Here is a 16584-nt window from a genome sequence, read left to right on the forward strand (position 1 = left end):
GCAGTCTCCTTGGTCCCGATTTCGGGGCCATCGTTCCAATCGTCAGGCGTCCGCAACAATCGTGCAGCGGCCGCCACCTTTCAATATTTCGCCGAACCCGCCTTTTTCATGGATCGAATAGACGATTATCGGGATGTTGTTTTCGCGCGCAAGAGCAATCGCGGCCGTATCCATGATGGACAGGCCTTTTGTGATGACTTCGGCGTGCGTGATGCGTTCGAAGCGCGTCGCAGCTGGGTCCTTCTTGGGATCGGCCGAATAGACACCATCGACCTGGGTGCCCTTGAACAGCGCGTCAGCGCCAATCTCGGCGGCACGCAGGGCCGCTGCCGAATCGGTGGTGAAGAATGGGTTGCCCGTGCCACCGGCAAAAATCACGACCTTGCCGGCATCCATGTAAGCGGTTGCCTGGCGCTGCGAGAAGCTCTCGCACAGTTCGGGCATGGCGATCGCCGAAAGCACCACGGCATCAACGCCAAGCTTGTGCAGCGAGGTGCGCAGAGCCAGCGAATTGATGATGGTGGCAAGCATGCCCATGTGGTCGCCAGTGACGCGATCGCCACCCTTGGATGCCACTGCCACGCCGCGGAAGATGTTGCCGCCGCCAATGACTACGCCGACCTCGACGCCGAGCGCCCTCGCCTCGGCGATGTCGCTGGCAATACGGTCGACAACGGAAACATCGATGCCGAAATGCTGCTCGCCCATCAGGGCTTCACCCGACGCCTTAAGCAGTACGCGCCGGTAGAGCGGCTTGTCGGTCATGGGTTCCTCGCGGCTGTTGAATTTGGGTTCCGATACACGAAGGGCGCCGCGATGTCACGCGGCGCCCTTCGGCTATCCTCAGGAAGCGCTTGATGCAGCGCTGCTTTTTAGCCCTTGACGGCCGCAGCGACCTCAGCGGCGAAGTCGCTCTCTTCCTTCTCGATGCCTTCACCGAGCGCGAAGCGAACGTAGCCGGTGATCTTTGCCGGCGCGCCGATCTGCTTTTCAGCGTCCTTCAGTGCCGCCTCGACCGTCAGGTCGGGGTTGAGCACGAAAGCCTGCTTCAACAGCACGACTTCCTCGTAGAACTTGCGCATGCGGCCTTCGACCATCTTCTCGATGATGTTCTCCGGCTTGCCCGACTGGCGGGCCTGATCGGCGAAGATCGACTTTTCGCGCTCGACGGCAGAAGCGTCGACTTCGTCGGGCGTCAGGGCCAGCGGGTTGGTCGCAGCAACGTGCATGGCGACCTGACGCGCGAAGGCGCGGGCCGCGTCATGATTGCCGGCGGTCTCGATAGCGACCAGCACGCCGAGCTTGCCGAGGTTGTCGGCAACCGCGTTGTGGACATAGGTCGCAACGACGCCTTCAGAAACCGACAGCTTGACCGAACGGCGGAAGCTCATGTTCTCGCCAATGGTGCCGACAGCGTCCTTGATAGTGTCGGCAACGGACTTGTCCGAACCCGGATATTTCGCAGCGGCAACAGCGTCGGTGTCGCCATAAGCGAGAGCGACCTTCGACACGTTGGCGACGATTTCCTGGAAGGCGGCGTTGCGGGCAACGAAGTCGGTCTCCGAGTTGACTTCGACGACGACGGCTTCGCGCACGCCGGCATCGACGCCGACCAGGCCCTCGGCCGCGGTACGGCTGGCCTTCTTGTCGGCCTTGGAGATACCCTTCTTGCGCAGCCAGTCGACCGCGGCTTCCATGTCGCCGCCGGTCTCGGTGAGAGCCGCCTTGCAATCCATCATACCCGCGCCCGAGAGTTCGCGGAGTTCTTTAACCTGTGCTGCCGAAATGCTCATTGTGGCCTCTTTGCTTCAAAATGCGCGAGCGCACCACCGAGGGTTCGATGATGCGCCGAACGCCGGCGCTGGTTGCGCCCAATCCTGAAAAGGAAGGCCGGTCTCCCGGCCTTCGTGATTACGCCTGGGGCGCTTCAGTCGACGGAGTCTCGTCGAGCGCAGGCTCAACCGGGGCTTCGGCCGATGCGCCGATGTCGACACCGAGCGCGCCCTGCTGGCGAGCGATACCGTCGATCGCAGCCTTGGCAACCAGATCGCAGTAGAGCTGGATGGCGCGGGCAGCGTCGTCGTTGCCGGGGATCGGGAAGTCGATCTTATCCGGATCGCAGTTCGAATCGATGATCGCGACAACCGGAATGCCGAGACGCTTGGCTTCCTGGATGGCGATGGCTTCCTTGTTGGTGTCGATCACGAACATCAGGTCCGGCGTCGAGCCCATGTCCTTGATGCCGCCGAGGGCCTTGTCCAGCTTTTCGCGCTCGCGCTCGAGGTTCAGGCGCTCCTTCTTGGTGAAGCCGTGGGCTTCGCCAGCGAGCAGCTCGTCGAGCTTGCGCAGGCGCTGGATGGAGTTCGAGATCGTCTTCCAGTTGGTCAGCATGCCGCCGAGCCAACGCGAGTTGACATAGTACTGGGCCGAACGCTGAGCAGCGTCAGCAACGATGTCCGAAGCCTGACGCTTGGTGCCGACGAACAGCACGCGGCCGCCGCGCGAAACGACGTCCGAAACCTGCTTGAGAGCCTGGTGCAGAAGCGGAACAGTCTGCGACAGGTCGATGATGTGGATGTTGTTGCGGGCGCCATAGATGTAGGGCGCCATCTTCGGGTTCCAGCGGTGGGTCTGGTGGCCGAAGTGAGAACCAGCTTCAAGAAGCTGGCGCATGCTGAAATCAGGCAGTGCCATCGTTATTTCCTTATCCGGTTGGCCTCCACGGACAATGACGCTTTTCGCTGGATGCTCGAAACGCCACCGGGGGGTCTCAGCCGGATTTCTCCCGGACAGAAACCGAAGTCCGTGTGTGGAATGCGGCGGCATATAGACGTATTGGCTGGTGAGCGCAACCCCGGGACCGGCCCGATTGCCCGGGAAATCGAGGCTTTCCGTGCTTGTGGGCCTCAACCAAAGCCTCCCGAAGCGCACGATCGCCACTGGTCAGGCAGAGGATTCCTTGGCAGCGATTCCCTTCGGAACAGAAGATCAGCTGCCGGCCGCCCAGCGCGACATGCCGGGCTCCTGTTCCACCGGTTCCTGCACCACCTTGGGTTCGCGGCGCTTGAAGTTGCGCACGCGCACGCGGCGAAACACCGCCACGATCTCGTCGCGACTGCATTCGATCGCGCCAAGACGCACGGCACGATCACGCTCGAAGCCTGTAATGTCGTAATGCGGCGCCGAGGTCTTGGGCGGGCCCTGATAGGACGAACGCTTCAGGCCGAGCTGGGCGGCGAAACGATGCAACTCGTCGCTGTCGTCGGCGAGCAGGTGGCACCAGCGATGGCCCACCCACTTCCAGATTGCCGCGTCGACATAGACCGCCACGACAGCGGCCTAATGCTTGCAGTCGCCTTGCGGCACAGGAAACAACGATAGATTGACCAGCTTGCCGGTCATCGAGAAATCGCCGTAATCCATCACCAAGTCGCGCGTCAGGCCGTTCTCATGCAGCTTGAAGCTGATGCGATACTCCGGCACTTCCTCACCGCCGCCCTTGCTTTCGTCGAAATAGGCGATGTCGACCGGCCAGAACTTGTCCTTGGCGAGTGCCGCAAGCGCAGGGCGCTCCGGATCGGCCTCCGGCGCCTCGCTTTTCTTGCCGACGATGACGGTGGTGGTCATCACCTTGTCGGCGTCCTCGGAGCCGTCGAACAGGCTCGTTTCATAAAAGGTCTCGCCCTTCTCGGCCTTGTCGATCAGCTCGACGAGATGCTGGGTCGGGAACTGCGTCTTCGCGAGGTCGACGGAACCCGCCGACGGTTTTTCCAAAGCGACCTTGAGCCCGTTGGCTTCGCGCGTCGCCGTGCCCTTGACCTCGCGGTCGAGGTTCTGATCGACGAAGGATTTGGTGACGAACGAGAAGGTCTTGCCCTCGCCGTCCTCGAAGGTGGTCGTCTGCTGATCGGTCAGCCGCGTGTTCTCGCTGGTCGCGATCTGGGTCACGAAGCGGAACTTGACCGTGTAGCCTTCGCAAGCGGAGCCATTGAACTCATAGACCATGCGCCCGGAAAGGCCTGTTATCCCTGACCGGTCGGAGGCCTGGTCGAGCACCAGATCATAGACGGCGCGATGGGGCGCAAGCACGGGAGCCGCAAGAGCTGGCGTCAGGGACAGCAGCGAGGTGGACAGGGTGGCAAGAAGAACAAGGCGCTTTGCGCGCATACACTGGCTCCGATCGGCGCGGCCATGACAAGCCGCCTTGAATGATGGTCCACCTTAAAAAAAGTCGTGGCGGAAGCGAGGCAAACATAGCAGTTTCGGCGCAGCCTCACCCGCCACACGAGACTCAGAGATAAGGAAAGACGATGGGCGAAACAATCGAAAAGCGGCTAAGCGATCTTGGCATCACCTTGCCCGAAGCCGCAGCCCCCGCCGCCAACTACGTGCCCTTCATGGGCTCGGGCAATCTCGTCTTCACCGCCGGTCAGCTGCCGCTCAAGGACGGCAAGCTCACCGTCACCGGCCTGCTTGGCCGCGATGTCGACGTTGCAGGCGGCAAGGAGGCGGCCAAGCAGTGCGCCGTTAACATCCTCGCCCAGGCAAAGGCAGCTCTTGGCGATCTCGAAAAGATCCGTCGCATTGTCAAGATCAGCGTCTTTGTCGCTTCGTCCTCCGACTTCACCGAGCAGCATCTCGTCGCCAATGGTGCGTCCGACTTCCTGGTCGCGGCACTTGGCGACCGCGGCAAGCATGCGCGTTCGGCCGTCGGCGTCGCCTCGCTGCCGCTGAATGCCGCCGTCGAGATCGAAGCCATCATCGAGCACGAATGAGCGGCCTCATGACCGACCTATCCTGGCTGACCGCCCGCCCGATTGCTCATCGCGGCCTGCACGACCTCAACAAGACCTGCTGGGAAAACACGCTGTCCGCCTTTGAGCGCGCAGCGGCGCGCGGCTTTGCCATCGAGTGCGATGTCCATCTGACCGCCAACGGCGACGTTGCCGTGTTTCATGACGACGTGCTCAACCGGCTGACGGGTACGGATGGCTTCATCTGGCAGCGTACGACACGCGAGCTTGCGGCACTTCGCGTCGGCGGCACCGCCGATCATGTGCCGACGCTTGCCGAAATGCTCAAACTGGTCGACGGGCGCGTACCCCTGGTCATCGAACTCAAGGGCATTCCCGGGCATGACGGCGAACTCGTCGAACGCGTGGCGGCGGCCTTGCGCAACTACAAGGGCAAGGCCGCGATCATGTCCTTCGATCATTGGCTGATCCGCGACTTCTCCCGTCACGCGCCGGGCATTCCGGCCGGACTGACCGCATGGGGCGATCTGGATCACGAGCTCGAAGCACATTTTTCGATGCTTGCACACGGCATTTCGTTTGTTTCCTACTCCGTGACGCACCTGCCGAACAGGTTCGTCAGCTTTGTGCGCGACAAGCTCGCCATGCCGGTCATCACCTGGACAGTGCGCGACGAAGACGCCGTGCGGACGACCTTCGCGCAGGCCGACCAGATGACCTTCGAGGGTTTTGATCCGGATGCGCTGGCGGTGGCCTGACCCTTGCAACGGCTGTTATCGAGCGTAAGTAACTACGCATGAGCAATGCGAGCGATGTCGGGGCGACGAATGCGGATGGCGGCTACGCCGTCCGCGTCGTCTCAAGCATCAGCGAATTCGGACGCGACGACTGGAACAGCCTCTCAGGCACGTCAAAGGCTTCAGGATCGGCCTATAACCCGTTTGTTTCATTTGATTTTCTGAGCATCCTCGAGGACTCCGGCTGCGCCGTACGCAAGACCGGTTGGCAAGGCCACCATCTCCGGCTGGAAAAGGCCGACGGCAGCTTTCTCGGTGCCCTTGCCTGCTACGCCAAATCACACAGCCAGGGCGAATATGTCTTCGACCATGGCTGGGCCGACGCTTTCGAGCGCGCCGGCGGGCGATATTATCCCAAGCTCCAGGCTTCGATACCGTTCACGCCGGCGACCGGCCCTCGCCTTCTGGCTGTTCCCGGCAACACGGCAACCGTAACCAAGGCGGCGCTGGCAACGGCGCTGCGCAGTGTCGCCGAGGGCGTCGGGGTGTCGTCGGCACATGTCACCTTCGCCGAGCCGGACGAAGTCGACATCCTCGCCGACACCGGCTTCCTTCGCCGCACCGACCAGCAGTTCCATTTCTTCAACGAAGGCTTCGGCACCTATGACGACTTTCTCGCCACGCTGGCCTCGCGCAAGCGCAAGGCGCTGAAGAAGGAGCGGCGCGAGGCGCTGACCGAAGGCATTTCGATCGAACGACTGACCGGCAAGGACATCACCGAAGCGCACTGGGACGACTTCTTCGCCTTCTACATGGACACCGGCGGCCGCAAATGGGGTCGGCCTTACCTCAACCGGACATTCTTCTCGCTGATCGGCGAACGCATGGCCGACGACGTGCTGCTGGTCATGGCCAGACGCGGCGGCCGCTACATCGCCGGCGCGATCAACTTCATCGGCTCCGACACGCTCTACGGCCGCAACTGGGGCTGTATCGAGGACCACCCCTTCCTGCATTTCGAGGTCTGCTATCACCAGGCCATCGACTTCGCCATAGAACGCAAGCTGCGCATCGTCGAGGCCGGCGCCCAAGGTGAACACAAGCTGGCGCGCGGCTATCGACCCGTCACGACGCAGTCGGCGCATTACATCGTCCACCCCGGCCTTCGCCGCGCCGTCGCTGAATATCTCGAGCGCGAACGCCGGGAGGTCGCCCAGATCGGCGAGTATCTCGATGATCACGGGCCGTTCCGGCGCGGCTGAGGTTCAGTGGGCTATCGACTTCGAGAAGAGGTTGATCACGATGACGCCCGCCATGATCAGCCCGATGCCGAGAAGTGCCGGCAGGTCGAGCGTCTGGCGGAACCAGATCCAGGCAATCGCCGTGATGAAGACGATACCGGCACCGCACCACATCGCATAGACGATGCCGACCGGCACCTGGCGCAGCACAAGGGAAAGGAAATAGAAGGCGCAGGCATAGCCGGCCAGTGCTACGACGGATGGCCACAGCCGCGTGAAACCGTTGGTTTCCTTGAGGGCGGAGGTTGCAACGACCTCGAAGGCCACCGCCACGATCAGATAGATGTAGTTCAACTCAGCTCCTTGCAGCCTTCCGCGGCTTGACGTTCCGCCTGCCAGCGCCGAAACATCCACCACGAAATCGCAGCAAACGGGATAGGCCATGTCGAGCGCCGGTTACGATCCAAACAACATCTTCGCCAAGATCCTGCGCGGCGAGATCCCCTCGCATCGTGTCTACGAAGACGATGCCGTGGTGGCGTTCATGGATGTCATGCCGCAGAGCACCGGGCATACGCTCGTGGTGCCCAAGACGCCGTCGCGCAACCTTCTCGACGCCGAACCCGAGACATTCGGCCGGCTGTTCGCAGCAGTCCAGAAGGTGGCAAGGGCCGCCCAGCAGGCTTTCGACGCCGACGGCATCGTGATCTCGCAGTTCAACGAAGCTCCGGCCGGCCAGACGGTGTTCCATCTCCACGTCCACATCGTGCCTCGCTTCGAAGGCGTCGCACCCAAGGGTCACGCGGCGGTGATGGAAAAGCCTGAAGTGCTGGCGGCAAACGCAGAGAAGATCAGGGCTGCGCTGGCGGGAGCATGACAGACGCAGCGCGTTTCAGGCCAGCGAGAGCGCTGCCTCGGCGGCCGGCCTGTCGAATGCGCCGTAGTCTCAACCGCTACTTCAGAGACCCTGCTCCAGATCACGCGATGGCTTCCACGGCAAGCCGGCCTTCAACAACCGTTGAGAGCTTCTCAGCCATCCCCCAGGCCAAAAACGCCACAAGAAGGCCGGCCAACGCGTCGGCAAGATGATGGCCGCCGTCAACTGGGGAAGACAAAATGACGGCAAGGTTCAGCGCCAACACAGGCCAGAACCAGATCCTGACCCTCCAGAAAGCAATCACGGTCAACACAGACAGCGCCCAGTGATAGGACGGGAACGCAATGAGCCCTTGGGGGTGGTCAAGTGAGATCAAGCGTGATGTGCCGGCGCGAATGTCAAAAAACGCCTGCTTGTATGCGAGATCGACGATTGGCTTGTTCATAGCCATGAAGTCGGCGGATGGACGGACGGTCCCGAGAACTCCGGCTGCTGGCAAGAGGGCTGAAACCAAGACGCACACCAGCGCACCCAGCATAACCGCAGTCACGACCTGCTGAACGCGCCGGGTTCGTCCCAGCAAACTGGTCGCAAATATTGTCAATGCAACCTGCGACAGTGATGTGACATAGACCATTGACGACAGTTGGGCGAGCCAGGGTCTCGCATTGACGAAATCGACATAGGCACGCCAATCGAAACCCAACGCAGCGTCGAATGTGATCAACCGGTCGTCGATCAGCGGCATGTCGTTGGAATCACCAGAACGCTGAGCACGGTCGCGGCCGCAGAGAATGCTAACAGCACAGCTGTTTCGGCACACAGGACCTGGAAGCGTTCGACCGGGCGCATTACGGCATAGAACCAGGATATGGACGCCAATCCGGATACCACGGCAACTACTTTGACCGCGCTGACAGGGTCAAAAACGAAGTCCGTCGCCCCTATCCACTGCGCATCGATCGCAATCAGCAAACCAACGAGCGCCATTTTGACGGACAGCAGGGCATCAGTCCGCTGCCTGAGTTCAGGCGCCGTCACGTCCAGTTCGGTCATTGTGGATCCCCCAACCCTTGGAGGATATTAGGCATCAGAATTTAAGCCGTCGCGAATGTACCGAGACACAGCGGAACCAGCGCTGTGGCTCTGGAATGCGGGCAATGTCCCAGCGGCTCAGGATGTCCACATCCCTACCAGCAGGATCACTTCGGCCGCAACGATGCCGACCAAAATCTTTCGCCCGAGGCAGATATAGGCAACGAACCCAGCGCAGGCGGCACCGATGCGGAGGGCAAGCGCGGTGTCGACAAGCGCTCCGCTGGGAAAGACGATCAGATTGCCGATGACCGCGGCGACGAGTGCGGTGGCGAGTGCGCGGACCAGGACAAGCAGGTCCGAGTCCTCCGACAGGCGGTCGCCGAGATAGACGCCAAGGAAGCGCCAGGCGTCAGTGGCGAGCCAGCCGCCGACGAGGATGAACAGGAACGGCCACCACCAGTTGTCGAAAGCGGCGAAGGTCATGCCGATGTCCTCCGCCACGCCCGCTTGTGGAAGGCAAATGCGATACCGCCGCCGATCAAGCCGGCGCCGAGCAGGTCGAAGCCGGGCACGACGAGGTGGAGAAGCGGGCCGAGAATGAGGCCGAGGATCATGGCAACGTGCCCTGCCCGCTCGCGCGCCGAGCCCCAGAGCGAGGTCAGGAAGTACATCGGCGTGAGCAGGAACAATGCCGCCGAGACGATAGGCGGCAGGCTGTCGGCGACGAGATAGACGATGGCCGTGACCACCATGTTGAACAGCACGAGCGTCGAGCCGAGCCCGGCATAGTAGGTGGTGCGAAGCTCCCGCGGGATGCCGCGCAGCCGCTCCATCGCCAGTACCCAGGAGGTGACGGCGACGAAGTGCGACAGGACATAGAGCACCCAGCGCGGCGTCCTCGGCCCACGCAGCTCCGGCACCAATGCCACCACCATCGGGGTCAGACGTATCGATGACAACGCCACCGCAAAGGCCGCCGCCGGCAGCGAAGCGCCTGACAGAATGGCACCGATCAGCACCACCTTGGCCGGAAGAGCCCAGACCATGCCGACCATGAAGACGGTCTGCGCAAGCGTCAGCCCGGCCTCTTTGGCAAGCCCGGCGAAGCCGATAAAGGCGCTGGCGAGGATCAGGCCGGGGATCGAGAAGGCAGCGCGAACGCCGCGCAGATACCAGAGGCGGCGTGTCGACAGGCTCGGCGTTGGAGATGCGTGGTCAGCAGGCATTGAAACCGCGCATAGCATGGCCTCCCTGCCAAGTCAGCGCTTCGATCCGCCTGGCGCAATCAACTGCACCTCGTGACCACCGATCCGACCGCGCCATATCGCGCCAACCAGCGAAAGAGACGGCATATTAACGGTTTACCTACCGCGAATGTGTAGATAGGCCTTTGGGTGGGAAGCGAGGAACAGCCAGGTCATGACAGGTGCATTGCTGCTGGTCCTGCAAGCGCTGATCTACTTCGTGACCATGGCCGCGGTTTTCCATTCACGGCACAGATTCGGCATCGGAATCTTTGTTTGCGTGCTTGGGGTCATGCATTTCCTCGAGACCTATCTTGCCGCCGTCTTCTTCGTTCAGCTGCCCTTTGGCCTGATATCCCCCGGCTCTACGGTGATGTTTTCCGGCAAGCTGCTGATGTTCCTTCTGCTCTACATCAAGGAGGATGCCGAGACAGTACGCCAGCCGATCTACGGGCTTCTGATCGGCAACTGCCTGATGGTGGCGCTGGCCCTGATCCTGCGCCTCTACGGCGATGTCGCGGAAATGCCGGGTTATCAACCCGACCTGACGTTCCTTGACGACATGGGCGTACTGATGGTCTGGGGCACGGCCCTGCTGTTCCTCGACAGCATCGCCTTGATCCTGATCTACGAGAAGCTCGGACAGCGCATCGCCAACACCCTGTTCAAGCGCATTTTCCTCAGCGCCGCTCTGGTCCTCACCTTCGACCAGTTGATGTTCTTCCTTGGCTTGCATCTGGTGTCGGGTGTGCCGATCAGCGCGCTTTACGGCGGCTGGATCGCCAAGATGGCGGCAGCGGCCCTCTACAGCGCAATGCTCGTCATCTACCTCAGATATGTCGAGACACGTCCGGCACTGGCCGGCCCCGAGCCGCTGCTCAAGGTCTTCGACCGGCTGACGTTTCGCCATCGCTACGAGGACCTGCTGGAAAAGACCGGCAAGGACACGCTGACCGGCACCAGTGACCGTGGCCATTTCGAAGCGGTGGCACAGTCGCTGATCGACCGGCCACTGGCCGACCGCAAGCCGGTGAGCATGCTGATGATCGACATCGACCACTTCAAGAGCATCAACGACCAGTATGGCCATGTCACCGGTGACAAGGTGCTCAAGGACGTTGCACGCGCGCTGGACGGCGCTTTGCGCAGCGGCGACCGCCTGTTCCGTTATGGTGGCGAAGAGTTCGTCGCCATCTGCCAGGACTTGAACGCCGGCGACGCGACGATCCTCGCCGAGCGCCTGCGCGCTGCGGTAGCGAGCATGACCCTGGCTGAGCCCGGCCTGAGCACCACCGTCAGCATCGGGGTGACGACCGCCAGAAGCGGTCCAGTTTCGGTCGAGCAGATGATCAGGGATGCCGACACCTGGCTGTATCGTGCCAAACGGCTCGGCCGGAACCGCGTCGAGAGCCCCGTCATCGCCTGAAGCAAGCCGCCGGGCAGTTTCGATCAGCCAAAAAGGAAGCCCCGTTGCCGGGGCTTCCTTGTTTTTCCAATCAGCCCTTTCGAGGCAATTGGGGAACGAGGCTGCGCTTGCCGCCATCCTTGCCCTTCGGCTCGGACTTCGGCTTCGCCGACACGACCTTCTTGGCGACCGGCTTCTTGGCAGCAGCTTTCTTGGGCTTCGGACGATCGGCCGGATCTTCCTTCTTCGGCTTCACCGGCACTTCGTCGGCAACCGTCTCGAGTTTCAGGCCGGATTCGCCGGTTTCCTTCTTCTCGACGGTGACACGCACCGTGCCGCCCTTCTTGAGCTTGCCGAACAGCACCTCGTCGGCCAGCGGCTTCTTGATGTGCTCCTGGATGACGCGGCCGAGCGGACGCGCGCCCATGCGCTCGTCGTAGCCCTTCTCGGCCAGCCAGGCGATGGCATCCGGCGACAGGTCGAAGGTGACGCCCCGCTCGGAAAGCTGGGCTTCCAGCTGCATGACGAACTTCTGCACGACCTGATGCACCACCGGCACCGGCAGCGAGCCGAACGGGATGATGGCATCGAGGCGGTTGCGGAACTCGGGCGTGAACAGCCTGTTGATCGCCTCGACATCGTCGCCTTCGCGTTTTGTCGACCCGAAACCGATCGCCGCGCGCTGCGCGTCGGACGCGCCCGCATTGGTGGTCATGATCAGGATGACATTGCGGAAGTCGATCTGCTTGCCGTTGTGGTCGGTCAGCTTGCCGTGGTCCATGACCTGCAACAGGATGTTGAACAGATCGGGATGGGCCTTTTCCACTTCGTCGAGCAGCAACACGCAATGCGGATGCTGGTCGACGCCGTCGGTCAGAAGACCACCCTGGTCGAAGCCGACATAGCCGGGCGGCGCGCCGATCAGGCGGCTGACGGTATGGCGCTCCATATACTCCGACATGTCGAAGCGGATCAGCTCGACGCCGAGCGACAGAGCGAGTTGCTTTGCCACTTCGGTCTTGCCGACACCGGTCGGGCCCGAGAACAGGTAGGAGCCGATCGGCTTCTCCGGTTCGCGCAGGCCGGCACGTGCCAGCTTGATGGCCGAGGTAAGCGCGGTGATCGCCGTGTCCTGACCATAGACGACGCGCTGCAGCTCGACCTCGAGGCCGGCCAGCACCTTTTCGTCGTCGGCCGAGACGGTCTTCGGCGGAATACGCGCCATCGTGGCGATCGTCGCCTCGATCTCCTTGATGCCGATCGTCTTCTTGCGCTTGCCTTCCGGCAAAAGCATCTGCGACGCGCCCGTCTCGTCGATCACGTCGATCGCCTTGTCGGGCAGCTTGCGGTCGTTGATGTAGCGTGCCGAAAGCTCGACGGCCGCCTTGATCGCCTCGTTGGTGAACTTCACCTTGTGGAAGTCCTCATAATAGGGCTTGAGGCCCTTCATGATCTCGATGGCGTCGTCGACGGTCGGCTCGTTGACGTCGATCTTCTGGAAACGACGGACAAGCGCCCTGTCCTTCTCGAAGAACTGGCGGAACTCCTTGTAGGTGGTCGAGCCGATGCAGCGGATGGCACCCGACGACAGCGCCGGCTTGAGCAGGTTGGAGGCATCCATCGCGCCGCCCGATGTCGCACCCGCACCGATGACGGTGTGGATCTCGTCGATGAACAGCACAGCGCCCGGATACTCCTCGAGCTCCTTGACCACCTGCTTCAGCCGTTCCTCGAAATCGCCGCGATAGCGCGTGCCGGCAAGCAGCGTGCCCATGTCGAGCGCGAAGATGGTGGCATCCTCGAGCACTTCGGGAACATCGCCCTCGACGATGCGCTTGGCGAGGCCCTCGGCGATCGCAGTCTTACCCACGCCGGGGTCGCCGACGTAGAGCGGGTTGTTCTTGGAGCGGCGGCACAGCACCTGGATGGTGCGGTTGATCTCGGACTCGCGGCCGATCAGCGGATCGATCTTGCCGGCCCGCGCCTTGACGTTGAGATTGACGCAATAGGCCGTCAGCGCATCCTGCTGCTTCTTGCCCTTGCCTGTCTCTTCGTTTGCCTCATTGTTCGAGCTGCCCTGCTCCTCATCGGCGCCGCGCGGGCTGCGCGTTTCGGTGGCGCCGGGACGCTTGGCGATGCCGTGCGAGATGTAGTTGACCGCGTCGTAGCGGGTCATCTGCTGTTCCTGCAGGAAATAGGCGGCATGGCTCTCGCGCTCGGCGAAGATCGCAACGAGCACGTTGGCGCCGGACACTTCCTCGCGGCCGGACGACTGGACGTGGATGACGGCGCGCTGGATGACGCGCTGGAAACCGGCGGTCGGCTTCGAATCCTCGTCATAGCCGGTGACGAGATTGTCGAGCTCGGTGTCGATATAGGTCAGCACTGTCTGCTTGAGTTCGTCGAGATCGACGTTGCAGGCGCGCATGACCGCTGCTGCCTCATTGTCGTCGATGAGAGCGAGCAGCAGATGTTCGAGCGTCGCATATTCATGGTGACGCTCGTTGGCGAGCGTCAACGCCTGATGCAGCGCTTTTTCGAGGCCCTGGGAGAAAGCCGGCATTCAATACCTCACTTCTTCTCCATCACGCATTGCAGCGGATGCTGATTTTGTCTGGCGAAATCCATGACCTGGGACACCTTTGTCTCGGCCACTTCGAACGTGTAGATCCCGCATTCGCCGACGCCATGGTTGTGGACATGCAGCATGATGCGGGTAGCGGCCTCCCTGTCCTTCTGGAAGAAGCGTTCGAGCACATGCACGACGAACTCCATCGGGGTGTAGTCGTCGTTGAGGATGAGCACCCGGTAGAGGCTCGGCCGCTTGGTCTTGGTCTTCGTACGGGTAATGACTGCGGTGCCGCGGCCTGGGCCGTTGCCTCCCTCGTCACCGCTCTGCATCCGCGCCACGTCGAAGTTCGTGGCTTCCAAGCCGGTCGTCAATCTGGTCCTGCCCTTCATCAATTCCGACACTTCGTCATGTAGGTGTCATTAGGGGGATTTTAAGCCCTTCTGACGTGCTGACAATATGGTGACGGGGGCGGCATGGCCCGAATTGCCATAAACGTGAAGCACTTGTGCAAAAGAAAAACAAAAAACCCGGCTGCGCGGGCGCAACCGGGTCTTATCTGCCGGATCTTTCGATCCAGCCCCCTGAAATCGGGGATCAGTCGATCACTTCGCCTTGGCGACGAGCGACTCAAACGGCTTGTAGGCATCCTTGGCGAGTTCGGCATAAAGTTCGCCGAGCTTGGTCGCCTCGGCGACAAAACCTTCATAAGCCTGCTTGGCATAGTCGGTCTGGATTTCGACGGCCTTCTCGAGCGACTTGACGCCGAGCAGCTTCTCGAAGGTGGCAGCACCTGCCTCGAAGCTCTTCTTGGTGTAGTCGGTCGTCTCGGTGGCGATCGCCTGCGCGCCCTTGGAGAGCGAAGCGAAGCTCTTCAGGCCGGTGTCGACGAAGTCCTTGCCGTATTTGCTGAAATCTTCATAGGTCTGGGTCATCGCTGCATCCTTTCGGGTTCCGCGCGCTGCGCTATGTGATTGTGCGATGCAGCCTAGATATTGTGCAGCGCACAAAATGTCAACTGACCCCGCGTCATTCCATACCGCCCGAAGCGACGATCCCGTTCGGTAAAGTTAGACTAAAGCCCAAGCAAAAGTGTGAACGAGCCGGTTACCATAAACGGATTGGTAACGCTGTGACCCTACTGTGCATCGATACGGGGCAGGAACCTTTGCCGCCCCACATGCAACAATAATTCAAGGGTGTAACAGTGCGTCAAGCGTTGCCGGGTAAAGTGCTCAAGTCGGCCATCTCCATCAAATCGTTCATGGTTTTCACCCTCGCCGCAGCCATAGGGATGGCGTCGGCGGCTCCTGTTTCTGCAGCCAAGGCGACCAGGGACAGTCGCTACGCAGCGATCGTCGTCGATGCGAACACCGGTGAAACCCTTCACTCCTCGAGTGCCGATTCCCGGCGCTATCCGGCGTCGCTGACCAAGATGATGACGCTCTATCTGACCTTCGAGGCGCTTTCGAAGGGTCGAATCCAGAAAGATACCAAGGTCGTGTTTTCCAAGAACGCAGCCGCCGAGCCGCCGACCAAGATCGGCGTCAAGGCAGGCGGTTCGATCAGCGTCGAAGCAGCGATTCTCTCGCTCATCACGCGCTCGGCCAACGATGCCTCGACCGCGCTCGGCGAAATGATCGGCGGCTCGGAAGAAAACTTCGCCCGCATGATGACCGCCAAGGCACGCAGCCTAGGCATGAAGGGCACCGTGTTCCGCAATGCCAACGGCCTGCCCAACACCGCCCAGTTCACCACCGCGCGCGACATGGCCAAGCTCGGCATCGCGCTACGTGAGCATTTTCCGCAGTATTACAGCTATTTCTCGACGCGCTCGTTTGCTTTCGGCCGCCAGCGCATTGCCAATCACAATCGCCTGCTCGGCCGCATCAAGGGCGTCGACGGCATCAAGACCGGCTACACCCGCGCCTCGGGCTTCAACCTGGTCTCGTCGGTGCAGGACGGCAACCGCCGCATCGTCGCCGTGGTTCTCGGCGGCACCAGCGGCGCCAGCCGTGACAACAAGATGGCTGAACTGATCAAGACCTACATGCCGCAGGCCTCGAAGCGCGGCGGTGGCGACCTGATCGCCAAGACCGATACGCCGATGCCGGCCGTCGCGGTCGCCAAGGCTCAGTTGCCCAAGCGCAATGCGCCGACGCCCGACATGCGCCCGGAAGCCGAGGAGATCGTCGTCGCCGACGCTTCCGCCGATGAGGCCGTCGAGAGCGACGAAGTTGTCGTGGCTGCTGCCGTGCCCGCTCCGAAGCCGGTCATCGCACGCACCACCGAGCCGAAGATCGCCATGGCTTCGACCGAACGTTTCGGCGGCAAGATTCCGTTCCAGATCCGCAAGGCCAAGGATCGCGCTCCCGCTGAGGGCGTCGAGCAGGCCTACGCAGAAGAGCGCGCTCCGGCCGTCCAGGCCCTCGACCAGATGAAAACCGCGTCAGTCCCGTCGGGCTGGGCGATCCAGGTCGCGTCGTCGCCGAGCGACGGCGAGGCGCGTGCCATCCTCGACAAGACGGCAAAGCAGGCTGGAGCAGCACTTGCCAAGGCTTCGCCCTTCACCGTGCCCTTCGAAAAGGGCGGCGTGACCTACTTCCGTGCCCGCTTTGCCGGCTTCGAATCCAAGGACTCCGCCTGGAATGCCTGCAACGCACTGAAGAAGAAGAAGATCGCCTGCTACGCCATCGCGCAGTAGGCGCCCCCAACCTCC

18 protein-coding genes and 1 pseudogene are annotated in these 16584 nt (G+C 61.9%); 6 read left to right on the forward strand and 13 right to left on the reverse strand.

What is annotated here, in order from left to right:
- Positions 1-42: 42 nt before the first annotated feature.
- The 5 genes and pseudogenes from pyrH to IG197_RS02500 all read right to left on the reverse strand — a co-directional run bounded on the left by pyrH (position 43) and on the right by IG197_RS02500 (position 4167).
- Entirely contained in the window at positions 43-765 is a 723-nt protein-coding gene (gene pyrH / locus IG197_RS02480; protein WP_067962395.1) for a UMP kinase, read from the reverse strand.
- 107 nt (positions 766-872) lie between these two features.
- Complete coding sequence (gene tsf, locus IG197_RS02485) at positions 873-1793, reverse strand: translation elongation factor Ts (RefSeq protein WP_067962397.1); 921 nt, start codon at positions 1791-1793, stop codon at positions 873-875.
- A gap of 118 nt (positions 1794-1911) precedes the next feature.
- Complete coding sequence (rpsB, locus tag IG197_RS02490) at positions 1912-2694, reverse strand: 30S ribosomal protein S2 (RefSeq protein ID WP_067962398.1); 783 nt, start codon at positions 2692-2694, stop codon at positions 1912-1914.
- 363 nt (positions 2695-3057) lie between these two features.
- Positions 3058-3330: pseudogene (locus IG197_RS02495) on the reverse strand (DUF4031 domain-containing protein); the annotation flags it as partial.
- Between the two features lie 9 nt (positions 3331-3339).
- Positions 3340-4167, reverse strand: a complete 828-nt coding sequence (locus IG197_RS02500) for a cell envelope integrity EipB family protein (RefSeq protein ID WP_067962414.1) — start codon at positions 4165-4167, stop codon at positions 3340-3342.
- Between the two features lie 143 nt (positions 4168-4310).
- Between IG197_RS02500 and IG197_RS02505 the strand changes: the two genes are divergently transcribed.
- From IG197_RS02505 to IG197_RS02515, 3 genes are read left to right on the forward strand one after another with little or no spacing between them, the layout of a single operon-like run.
- Positions 4311-4775 carry a RidA family protein gene (locus IG197_RS02505; RefSeq protein WP_067962419.1) on the forward strand — a complete coding sequence of 155 codons (465 nt, stop codon included), beginning with the start codon at positions 4311-4313 and terminating at the stop codon, positions 4773-4775.
- A gap of 8 nt (positions 4776-4783) precedes the next feature.
- Positions 4784-5512 carry a glycerophosphodiester phosphodiesterase gene (locus IG197_RS02510; protein WP_067966615.1) on the forward strand — a complete coding sequence of 243 codons (729 nt, stop codon included), beginning with the start codon at positions 4784-4786 and terminating at the stop codon, positions 5510-5512.
- Between the two features lie 38 nt (positions 5513-5550).
- Positions 5551-6753: a GNAT family N-acetyltransferase gene (locus IG197_RS02515; protein WP_192316751.1), complete on the forward strand. Its 1203-nt coding sequence runs from the start codon at positions 5551-5553 to the stop codon at positions 6751-6753.
- 3 nt (positions 6754-6756) lie between these two features.
- Here the strand turns inward: IG197_RS02515 and IG197_RS02520 are convergent, their stop codons facing one another.
- Positions 6757-7086 carry a multidrug efflux SMR transporter gene (locus IG197_RS02520; protein WP_067966619.1) on the reverse strand — a complete coding sequence of 110 codons (330 nt, stop codon included), beginning with the start codon at positions 7084-7086 and terminating at the stop codon, positions 6757-6759.
- A gap of 88 nt (positions 7087-7174) precedes the next feature.
- Between IG197_RS02520 and IG197_RS02525 the strand changes: the two genes are divergently transcribed.
- Positions 7175-7609 (forward strand): HIT family protein, encoded by a 435-nt coding sequence (locus IG197_RS02525; RefSeq protein ID WP_067962427.1) that lies wholly within the window; start codon positions 7175-7177, stop codon positions 7607-7609.
- A 100-nt stretch (positions 7610-7709) separates the two neighbouring features.
- Here IG197_RS02525 and IG197_RS02530 read toward each other — a convergent pair whose 3' ends face one another.
- The 4 genes from IG197_RS02530 to IG197_RS02545 all read right to left on the reverse strand — a co-directional run bounded on the left by IG197_RS02530 (position 7710) and on the right by IG197_RS02545 (position 9873).
- Positions 7710-8357, reverse strand: a complete 648-nt coding sequence (locus tag IG197_RS02530) for a phosphatase PAP2 family protein (protein ID WP_192316753.1) — start codon at positions 8355-8357, stop codon at positions 7710-7712.
- Positions 8348-8665: a hypothetical protein gene (locus IG197_RS02535; protein WP_192316755.1), complete on the reverse strand. Its 318-nt coding sequence runs from the start codon at positions 8663-8665 to the stop codon at positions 8348-8350. Before IG197_RS02535 ends, IG197_RS02530 begins: the two co-directional genes overlap by 10 nt.
- A 117-nt stretch (positions 8666-8782) precedes the next feature.
- Complete coding sequence (locus IG197_RS02540; RefSeq protein WP_067966621.1) at positions 8783-9130, reverse strand: AzlD domain-containing protein; 348 nt, start codon at positions 9128-9130, stop codon at positions 8783-8785.
- Positions 9127-9873, reverse strand: coding sequence for an AzlC family ABC transporter permease (locus IG197_RS02545; protein WP_067962437.1), 747 nt, complete (start codon positions 9871-9873; stop codon positions 9127-9129). The genes IG197_RS02540 and IG197_RS02545 overlap by 4 nt, the downstream gene beginning before the upstream one ends.
- Before the next feature lie 193 nt (positions 9874-10066).
- Between IG197_RS02545 and IG197_RS02550 the strand changes: the two genes are divergently transcribed.
- Positions 10067-11317 (forward strand): diguanylate cyclase, encoded by a 1251-nt coding sequence (locus IG197_RS02550; RefSeq protein ID WP_154386044.1) that lies wholly within the window; start codon positions 10067-10069, stop codon positions 11315-11317.
- A 70-nt stretch (positions 11318-11387) separates the two neighbouring features.
- Here the strand turns inward: IG197_RS02550 and clpA are convergent, their stop codons facing one another.
- The 3 genes from clpA to IG197_RS02565 all read right to left on the reverse strand — a co-directional run bounded on the left by clpA (position 11388) and on the right by IG197_RS02565 (position 14800).
- On the reverse strand, positions 11388-13859 hold the full coding sequence (gene clpA, locus IG197_RS02555; protein ID WP_067962443.1) for an ATP-dependent Clp protease ATP-binding subunit ClpA: 2472 nt from the start codon (positions 13857-13859) through the stop codon (positions 11388-11390).
- An 8-nt stretch (positions 13860-13867) separates the two neighbouring features.
- On the reverse strand, positions 13868-14197 hold the full coding sequence (gene clpS, locus IG197_RS02560) for an ATP-dependent Clp protease adapter ClpS (protein WP_067966623.1): 330 nt from the start codon (positions 14195-14197) through the stop codon (positions 13868-13870).
- Between the two features lie 273 nt (positions 14198-14470).
- Entirely contained in the window at positions 14471-14800 is a 330-nt protein-coding gene (locus IG197_RS02565) for a phasin family protein (RefSeq protein WP_067962446.1), read from the reverse strand.
- A gap of 272 nt (positions 14801-15072) precedes the next feature.
- Between IG197_RS02565 and IG197_RS02570 the strand changes: the two genes are divergently transcribed.
- Complete coding sequence (locus IG197_RS02570; protein ID WP_192316757.1) at positions 15073-16569, forward strand: D-alanyl-D-alanine carboxypeptidase; 1497 nt, start codon at positions 15073-15075, stop codon at positions 16567-16569.
- The last annotated feature ends 15 nt before the right edge of the window (positions 16570-16584 follow it).

Origin of the sequence: Aminobacter sp. SR38 (assembly GCF_014843375.1) — a bacterium.
In the GTDB taxonomy this organism is placed as follows: Bacteria; Pseudomonadota; Alphaproteobacteria; order Rhizobiales; family Rhizobiaceae; genus Aminobacter; species Aminobacter ciceronei.